Annotated in this window: 2 protein-coding genes and 1 pseudogene; all 3 read left to right on the plus strand. The window is 70.6% G+C overall.

Features of this window, described 5'->3' with window-relative positions:
* Positions 1-119 precede the first annotated feature (119 nt).
* On the plus strand, positions 120-1,658 hold the full coding sequence (locus tag D7V93_RS39805; protein ID WP_120648251.1) for a phytoene desaturase family protein: 1,539 nt from the start codon (positions 120-122) through the stop codon (positions 1,656-1,658).
* Between the two features lie 77 nt (positions 1,659-1,735).
* Positions 1,736-2,947 carry a DNA polymerase III subunit gamma/tau gene (dnaX, locus tag D7V93_RS39810; protein ID WP_120648252.1) on the plus strand — a complete coding sequence of 404 codons (1,212 nt, stop codon included), beginning with the start codon at positions 1,736-1,738 and terminating at the stop codon, positions 2,945-2,947.
* A 733-nt stretch (positions 2,948-3,680) separates the two neighbouring features.
* Positions 3,681-3,862, plus strand: a pseudogene (locus tag D7V93_RS39815) (DNA polymerase III subunit gamma/tau); the annotation flags it as partial.

Raw genomic sequence — 3,862 nt, forward strand, 5'->3', positions numbered from 1 at the left:
GGACGGCGACGACTCTTTCTGGACCAGACGGCCGACGCAAGGCGCGCGGCGTTTGTCGGGGAGGCCCGGGCTCGGATAGGAACGACCTTTTCCCCAAGCGTTTCCCAAGGAGGAAGACCATGCCTGACGTCATCGTGGTGGGAGCGGGCCACAACGGACTTGTCGCGGCGGCGATGCTCGCGCGCCGGGGCCTGTCGGTCACCGTGCTGGAAGAGAAGGACATGGTGGGCGGCGCGTGCAAGACGGAGTACCCGTTCCGCACCGCGCCGAAGCTGGGTGTCTCCACCGGCGCGTACCTCCTGGGGCTCATGCCGCCGGAGCTGCTCCAGGAGCTCCAGTTGGACCTGCCCCTCAAGCGCAGGGATCCGCACTACTTCCTGCCGACGATGGACAAGCGCTACCTGCTGTTCGGTTCGGACGAGCGGGAGCTGGAGCGGCAGTTCCGCGAGTTCTTCTCCGAGGCGGACTGGGACGCCCACGTGGCGATGAACACCGAGCTCGGCGCGCTGCGCGAGGACCTGGCCCCCGCGTGGCTCCTGCCGCCGCTGTCCCTGGAGGAGACGGCCGAGCGCTACGTGCGCCCTGCCCTGCGCCAGCACTTCATCCGGCTGTGTCGCGGCACGGCGCGCGAGTACCTGGAGCGCTTCGGCTACCAGTCCGACTTCGTGAAGGCGATGTACGCCGTCACCGACGCGTTCTCCGGCCTGGACGGCGGCTATGACACGCCGGGCACGGGCATGAACCTGCTGGTGCACAACCTCTGCCGGCTGCCGGGCAGCGGCGGCACGTGGATGATCGTCGAAGGCGGCATGGGCACCGTCACCCAGCGCATCGCGCAGCTCGCGCGCAAGCACGGCGCGGTCATCCGCACTGGCGCGAAGGTGGCCTCGGTGCGCGTGGACGCGGGCGTGGTGAAGGGCGTGGTGCTGGAGGGCGGCGAGGAGCTCTCCGCGAAGGTGGTCGTCTCCAACGCGGACCCCTTCCGCACGCTGAAGCTTGTGGACTCGGCCGCGGTGCCGGGCGACTACCGCCGCAAGGTGGATGGCATGTCGGCACCGGGCACCACGCTGAAGGTGAACCTGTGCCTCAAGGGGCTGCCCACCTTCACCTGCCTGCCGGAGGACCGGGGCCAGTTCGGGCCCACCATCCACCTGCTGCCCCAGGAGGACGACGTGCTGGGGGCGCTCGCGCGGGGCTACCAGGAGTCCAAGGCGGGGCGGCTGGCGGAGTTCCCCTCCATCGAGTGGTACGTGCACACCACCGTGGACCCGTCCCTGAAGGACGCGGAAGGCCATCACAACTCCGCCCTCTTCGTGGAGTGGGTGCCGGAGAAGCTCGTGGGCACCACCTGGGAGAAGGAGGAGGACAGGTACGTGAAGCACCTGCTGTCCATCTGCGACCGCTTCGCCCCGGGGACGAGCGACCTCGTCCAGGAGTACTTCGCGCTCACGCCGCCGAAGATTGAGTCCCACTTCGGCATCACGCGCGGCCACATCCATCATGTGGACAACAAGCTGGGGTTCACCGACCGGCTGCCCTATGAGACGCCGGTGCAGGGGCTCTACTTCTGCAGCGCGGGCTGCCACCCGGCGGGCAGCGTCATCGGCGCGGCGGGCCACAACGCGGCCAACGTGGTGCTACAGGCGCTCGGACGCTGAGGCGGAGTGCGTCTCACGGCGGGAGGAATGGACGTTCCATGGATCATTCGCCCCGCCGTGTTTAGATGACGTCCCCCATGAGCTACCTCGTCCTCGCCCGGAAATGGCGCCCGCAGACGTTCGATGACATGACCGGACAGGAGCACGTCGTCCGGACCATCGGGAATGCCATCAAGATGGACCGGGTCGCGCACGCGTACCTGTTCTGTGGCCCTCGAGGGGTGGGCAAGACGACGGCCGCCCGCCTGCTCGCCAAGGCCCTCAACTGTGAGCAGGGGCCCACGGCGAACCCGTGTGGCACCTGCCGGGCCTGCACCGAAATCACGGCTGGCACCAGCGTGGACGTGGCGGAGATCGACGGCGCGTCGAACAACGGCGTCGAGAACGTGCGCGAGATCCGCGAGAACGCGAAGTACCTGCCGCAGCGCGACCGGCACAAGATCTACATCATCGACGAGGTTCACATGCTCTCGGGGGCGGCGTTCAACGCGCTCCTGAAGACGCTGGAGGAGCCGCCCGGTCACGTGAAGTTCATCTTCGCGACGACGGAGGCGCACAAGCTCCCGGACACCATCCTGTCGCGCTGCCAGCGCCACAACTTCCGCCGCATCTCCGCGGCGCGGATGCTCCAGCGGCTCAAGGAGATCTGCCTGGCGGAGAAGGCGGGCATCTCCGAGCAGTCGCTGTCGCTGGTGGTGCGCCAGTCCGAAGGCGGCATGCGCGACGCGCTCAGCCTCCTGGACCAGATTCTCGCGTCGTGCGGTCCCAACCCCACGGACGAGGCGGTCGCGGAGGCGATGGGCGCCATCGACCGCACGGTGGTGCAGGACTTCGCGGAGGCGCTGGTCCGCAAGGACGCGAAGCGCGTGCTGGGCCGCGTGGACGAGGTGTTCAACCGGGGCCTGGACCTGAAGCGGCTGGCGGAGGAGCTGGCGCTGCAGCTGCGGCACCTGTTCGTCACCAAGTCGCTGGGAGAGGCGCCGCAGGAGCTGGCCGAGTCCGAACAGAAGGCGCTCCTGGCGCTCGCGAAGGAAGCGGACACCGCGCAGCTGTCGCGCCTGTTCGACATCGTGCACGGCTGCATCTGGGACGTTTCGCGCGCGGCGCAGCCCCGGCTGGCGCTGGAGATGGCGCTGCTCAAGGCCATCCAGCTGTCCCCCGCCGGTTCGATTCCGGACCTGCTGGCCCGCGTGGAGCGGCTGTCGGCGGGGCTCGGCGCGGATGGCGCCACGAAGAGCACGTCCGGAGCGCCAGGAGGTCGCTCCGGTCCCTCGAACTTTCGCGTCTGAGGCCCCGTCCGAGCCTCCTCCGTCCCGTTCGTCCGACGTGCGCGCGGTGGCCGCGCCCGTAGCGGCGCCGCCGCGCTCATCGCCTGATGCGCCGGGGCCTGCCGCCTACGCGGGGGCTACGCCGCTCCAAGCAGGGGCCGCGCCGCGTCCGTTCGAAGCACGGGAGCCGGATGCCTACGCGGGGGCCACACCTCGTCCGTTCGACGCCTCAGGCAGTGCACCGCAAGCAGGAGCTTCGCCGCGTCCGTTCGAGGCGCAGGGCCCGGCCGCGCATGCGGGAGCTTCGCCGCGTCCGTTCGAGGCGCAGGGCCCGGCCGCCCATTTGGGGGCTTCGCCGCGCCCGTTCGAGGCCCCGGGCAGTGCACCGCATGTGGGAGCTTCGCCGCGCCCGTTCGAGGCGCAGGGCCCGGCCGCGCATGCGGGAGCTTCGCCGCGCCCATTCGAGGCCCCAGGCAGTGCACCGCAAGCGGGAGCTTCGCCGCGTCCGTTCGAGGCCCCAGGCAGTACACCGCAAGCGGGAGCTTCGCCGCGTCCGTTCGAGGCGCAGGGCCCGGCTGCGCATGCGGGAGCGGCATCGCCCGCATTCATCCCGCCGCACCTCGCGGCGCCCCAGTCGGCCACGAGGACGCCTCCCGCCGCGATCATGGAGGGCCTGTCTCCCGTCGCAGCCCGGCCCCTCTCCTTCCTCCGCAATGGCGGTGGTGCGGGCGGCCCTGTTGCGACTCCCGCCAGCGTGCCTCCCGCGCCCGTGGTGATGGACGACCTGCCTCCGTCCGCCGCGCGCCCGCTGTCGTTCCTCCGCAATGGCGGTGGTGCCGCGCCCGCGATGGACGGCCCGCCCGCTCCGGGCATCGTCGTGGACGACCTGCCTCCGTCGGCGGCGCGTGCCCTCTCCTTCCTGCGCAACGGCGGCGC

It is taken from the genome of Corallococcus llansteffanensis, assembly GCF_003612055.1.
In the GTDB taxonomy this organism is placed as follows: domain Bacteria; phylum Myxococcota; class Myxococcia; order Myxococcales; family Myxococcaceae; genus Corallococcus; species Corallococcus llansteffanensis.